The organism is Micromonospora sp. CPCC 205561 (assembly GCF_036906775.1).
GTDB lineage: Bacteria > Actinomycetota > Actinomycetes > Mycobacteriales > Micromonosporaceae > Micromonospora.
Genome location: NZ_JBAKHV010000111.1, coordinates 1 through 4,395, shown reverse-complemented (window position 1 = coordinate 4,395; position 4,395 = coordinate 1). Strand labels below are relative to the sequence as shown.

General features: G+C 77.0%; 5 protein-coding genes. 1 reads left to right on the top strand and 4 read right to left on the bottom strand.

Annotation, left to right across the window (positions count from 1 at the left end):
* The coding region (locus V6V16_RS27615) for a type II toxin-antitoxin system PemK/MazF family toxin (RefSeq protein ID WP_334566854.1) at nt 1-428 on the top strand (428 nt) is incomplete at its 5' end.
* Nucleotides 429-462: 34 nt separating this feature from the next.
* Here V6V16_RS27615 and V6V16_RS27610 read toward each other — a convergent pair.
* From V6V16_RS27610 to mnmA, 4 genes are all read right to left on the bottom strand, one after another.
* Nucleotides 463-1,464 (bottom strand): ADP-ribosylglycohydrolase family protein, encoded by a 1,002-nt coding sequence (locus tag V6V16_RS27610; RefSeq protein WP_334566852.1) that lies wholly within the window; start codon nt 1,462-1,464, stop codon nt 463-465.
* A gap of 214 nt (nt 1,465-1,678) precedes the next feature.
* Nucleotides 1,679-2,038 (bottom strand): VOC family protein, encoded by a 360-nt coding sequence (locus tag V6V16_RS27605; protein ID WP_334566850.1) that lies wholly within the window; start codon nt 2,036-2,038, stop codon nt 1,679-1,681.
* Between the two features lie 35 nt (nt 2,039-2,073).
* Nucleotides 2,074-3,078 carry a methionine synthase gene (locus V6V16_RS27600; RefSeq protein ID WP_334566848.1) on the bottom strand — a complete coding sequence of 335 codons (1,005 nt, stop codon included), beginning with the start codon at nt 3,076-3,078 and terminating at the stop codon, nt 2,074-2,076.
* A gap of 126 nt (nt 3,079-3,204) precedes the next feature.
* Complete coding sequence (gene mnmA / locus V6V16_RS27595; RefSeq protein ID WP_334566845.1) at nt 3,205-4,278, bottom strand: tRNA 2-thiouridine(34) synthase MnmA; 1,074 nt, start codon at nt 4,276-4,278, stop codon at nt 3,205-3,207.
* Nucleotides 4,279-4,395: the final 117 nt, after the last annotated feature.

The following is a 4,395-nucleotide window of genomic DNA, read 5'->3' as shown; positions in this document are numbered from 1 at the left end:
CGCCCCGACGCCCGCCCACCCGGCCCGGCCGGAAGACGTCGCCGGGCGGGCCCGGCCGGTCCGGCGCGCCGCCCCGACCGCGCGCCGCCGACCGCGCCCCCGCCGACGCGCCGCGCCCGGGGGACGTCTGGTGGGCCGACGTCCCGTACGCCGACGGCACCGGCTCGAAGGTGCGGCCCTGTCTGGTGCTGCGGGTCGACGCCCGGGGCGCCGACGTCCTGAAGATCACCAGTCAGGACAAGAGCGCCCGGGACGACCACGTCCGCATCCCGACGCGGGAGTGGGACCCCGACGCCGAGCACGACAGCTTCGTCGACCTGGCCGAGCCGGCCCACGTACCGCTGGCGGATTTCTCGCGCCGCGCCGGCGCCTGCGACCCCGCCCTGTGGCGCCGCATCCGCCGCCTCCCCCACCTACCCGGCGCCTGACCGCCCGCCGCCCGCCCGGTCGGCTGCCGGCGGGTCAGTCCCAGGCCCGGGCGAGGGTGTCGAGCTGGTCGGCGTACTCGATGCGGGCGGCCCACCCGACGGGCCAGGCCGGCATGCCCAGCGCGGCACCGACGAAGGCGCCGGCCAGGGCGGCGATCGAGTCGGAGTCGCCGGCGGTGGTGGCGCCCCGGGCCAACGCGGTCACCGGGTCGTCGGCGTGCCGGATCGCGCAGAACAGGGCCGTGGCCAGCGCCTCCTCGGCGATCCACCCCTCACCGGTGTGCCGGCACGGGTCGCCGCCGTCGTCCGGCACGGCGAGCGCGACGTCGAGGCGGCCGAGCACCGCGAGACAGTCGTCCCAGCCCTGGGCGATGAAGTCCTCCGGCGCGTCCACGCCGGGGCGCCGCCAGAGGTCGCCGAGCCAGTCGGCCCGGTAGACCCGCCGCTGGTCGCGGGCGCGGTCGGCGAGCAGCCGGGGCAGCGCCGCCAGCGCCGCGCCGTCGCGCAGCAGCCGCACCGCGTACGCGGTCAGCTCGCTGGCCGCGAGGCCCGTCGGGTGACCGTGGGTCAGCCCCGCCTGGAGCTGGGCCAGCCCGGCCAGGGTGTCCAGGTCGACGTCGAGCAGGCCGACCGGGGTGACCCGCATGTTGGCCCCGCAGCCCTTCGAGCCGACCACCGTCGCCTCCTGCCAGCGCACCCCGCGCCCGAGCTCCGCACAGGCGCGCAGGCAGGTCATGCCCGGAGCCCGGTTGTTCTCCGGGCTGGCCGCCCAGGCGAGGAACCGCTCCCGCAGCAGCGGCTCGACGGCCTCCGGGGTCAGCGCCGGCGCATCGTGCAGCGCCCAGCCGACGGCCAGCGCCATCTGCGTGTCGTCCGTGACCAGCGCCGGGTCGCCGGTCAGGTCGCGCGGGCCGGCCGGCCCGTAGCGACGGACGATCTCGGCGACGGTCAGGAACTCGGTCGGCTTGCCCAGGGCGTCGCCGTAGGCGAGGCCGAAGAGGGAGCCCGCGGCCCGCCGGAGCGAGGTGTCGATCATTCCCGCGATCATGCCGCCCGGCCGCAACCCGCACCACCCGGCGGGCCCGAGGCGTCATCGCCGCAGCCGACGCGCCTCACCCCGGGGGCCAACGCGTCACGCGAGGGAACCGACGCGGCAAAGCCGACACCGGAGCAGACGACGCGGCACCGGACAGAGGCGAAGGCGGCGAAGGCGAAGGCGGCGGAGGCGGACACGGCACCGGCGGCCGGGCTCAGTCGAAGAAGACCAGGCAGAACGGGTGACCGGCCGGGTCGGCGTAGACCCGGAAGTCGTCGCCCTCGCCGGGCAGCCGCCGGGCGCCGAGCGCCAGCACCCGCTTCTCGGCCTCCTCGACGTCGTCGACCTGCACGTCGAGGTGGAACTGCTGGGGACGCTCCGGGTCGGGCCATCGCGGGCGGCGCAGGTCGGGCGCCGCCTGGAAGGCGAGCCGGTGCCCGGAACCGGCGATCACGGCCCAGCCCTCGTCACTGGCGTCGGCGTCGACGTCGAGGCCCAGCAGCTCGGAGTAGAAGGCGGCCAGCGCCCGGGGATCGGGACAGTCGATGACCACGGTGCGCAGTTTTCCGATCATGCCGGCATCCTGCCCCGCCGGTAGGACGGAAAACCTCACTCCTCGGCGAGCCGCCGTCCCGCGTCCCGGCAGGCGGCGAGCACCGCGCGCGCGTACGGCCCGCTGGCGTCGGCGAGGCCGCAGGCCGGGGTCACCACGACCTGCTCGGCGAGCTGGCGGCGGGGGAAGCCGAGGCGGCCCCAGAGCTGGCGTACCCGGTCGGCGACCTGCGCCGAGGTCGGCGCGCGACCGGCGGCCGACGGCCCGGTGGGCACGGCGCCGGCCAGCAGCCCGAAACCGGCGTCGATCGCCTCGCCCAGCGGGTCCAGGTCGGTGACGAAGTCGAGGTCGAGGGCCACGCCGACGGCGCCGGTCGAGCGGATCAGCTCCAGCGGCACCTCCGGCGCGCAGCAGTGCACGACGGTCGGCACCCCGGCCGCCTCGACGACCGTGCGCAGCAGCGACGCGGCGACGGTCGGCTCCACGGCACGGTACGCGCCGAGCCCACTCTCGGTCGGCACCCGCCCGGCGAGCACGGTCGGCAGCGACGGCTCGTCGAGCTGGAGCAGCACGGTGGCGCGGGGCAGCCGGCGGGCGACCGCCGCGACGTGCCCGCGCAGCCCCTCGGCGAGCGAGTTCGTGAGATCCCGGACCGCGCCGGCGTCGCGCAGCATCCGGCCGCCGATCGGCAGCTCCAGGGACGCGGCCAGGGTCAGCGGGCCGCCGGCCTGGACCTTGACCGGTCCGGTGTACTCCTCGGCCTGCTCCGCGAGCTGGTCCAGGTCGCGCTCCATCAGGTCGCGGGCGCGGCGCAGGTCCCGCCCGGGGCGTGGCGCGACCCGCCAGCGGGCGGCGTACAGCTCCACCGGCAGCTCGACCAGGAGGCCGGCGGTGCGGCCGATCAGGTCGGCGCCGGGCCCCCGGGCCGGCAGCTCCGGCAGGTGGGGCAGCGCGGGAAGCTCACCGAGGACGATCCGCTGCGCCTCGGCGATGTCGGTGCCGGGCAGCGAACCGACACCGGTCGCCGTGCCGGCCGGCCATGGCCACGCCTGTTCTGTCACGGCCGAAGACTAGCCCCTACTCCGCCGCCTCCTCGGCGACGCCCGCGACGACGGACGCCCTACCGCCCGACGAGGCGGTCAGGCGGTCAGGCGGTCAGGCGGTCAGGCGGTCAGGCGGTCAGGCGGTCAGGCGGCGATGGTCGCGGAGCCGAGCACGACGTCGCCGGCGGGGTCCGGCCGGTACGCCACGATGGCCTGCCCGGCGGCGACCCCGCGGACCGGGCGGCGCAGCTCGGCGCGGAGGCCGTCGGCGGTCAGCTCGACGGCCGCCGGCACCACGTCGCCGTGCGCCCGCAGCTGCACCTCGCACTCCAGCGGCGCGTCCGGGGGCGGACCGCCCGTCCACACCGGGCGCTCGGCGCGTACCCGGGAGACCTCCAGCGCCTCGGCGGGGCCCACCGTCACGGTGTTGGTGGTCGGCGTGATGGAGAGCACGTAGCGCGGCCGGCCGTCCGGGGCCGGGCGGTCCAGGTGCAGGCCGCGCCGCTGCCCCACCGTGTACGCGTACGCGCCGGTGTGGCTGCCCACCACCGCGCCCGTGGCGGCGTCCACCACCTCGCCGGGGGCCTCGCCGAGCCGCTTGGCGAGGAAGCCGCGGGTGTCCCCGTCGGCGATGAAGCAGATGTCGTGCGAGTCCGGCTTGTCGGCCACCGCCAGCCCTCGCCGGGCGGCCTCCTCGCGGACCTGCGCCTTCGTCGAGTCGCCGAGCGGGAAGACCGAGCGGTCCAGCTGCTCGCGGGTGAGCACCGCCAGCACGTACGACTGGTCCTTCGGCAGGTCGACGCTGCGGCGCAACAGGCCGTCCGCGCCGAGGCGGGCGTGGTGGCCGGTGACGACGGCGTCGAAGCCCAGCGCCACGGCCCGGTCCAGCACCGCGGCAAACTTGATCTTCTCATTGCAGCGCAGGCAGGGATTGGGCGTACGACCGGCCGCGTACTCGGCGACGAAGTCGTCCACCACGTCGGAGTGGAAGCGGTCGGCCATGTCCCAGACGTAGAACGGGATACCGATCACGTCGGCGGCCCGCCGGGCGTCCCGGGAGTCCTCCAGCGTGCAGCAGCCGCGCGCGCCGGTGCGATAGGTCTGCGGGTTGCGTGCCAGCGCCAGGTGCACGCCGGTCACGTCGTGCCCCGCCTCCACGGCCCGCGCCGCCGCGACCGCCGAGTCGACCCCGCCCGACATCGCCGCCAAGACCCTCACCGGCCCACTCCCTTCACCCCACCGAGCCTATCCCCGCCCCCCACCCCCCACCTCCCACCTCCCCCCACCCACCCCCCTCCCCCCCCCCCCTCCCCCTCCCCCCCGCCCGCGATCCTG

What these genes read in the sequence shown, in the direction of transcription:
- V6V16_RS27610 (WP_334566852.1), bottom strand. Translation starts at nt 1,464, where the DNA reads ATGATCGACACCTCGCTCCGGCGGGCCGCGGGCTCCCTCTTCGGCCTC.
- V6V16_RS27605 (WP_334566850.1), bottom strand. Translation starts at nt 2,038, where the DNA reads ATGATCGGAAAACTGCGCACCGTGGTCATCGACTGTCCCGATCCCCGG.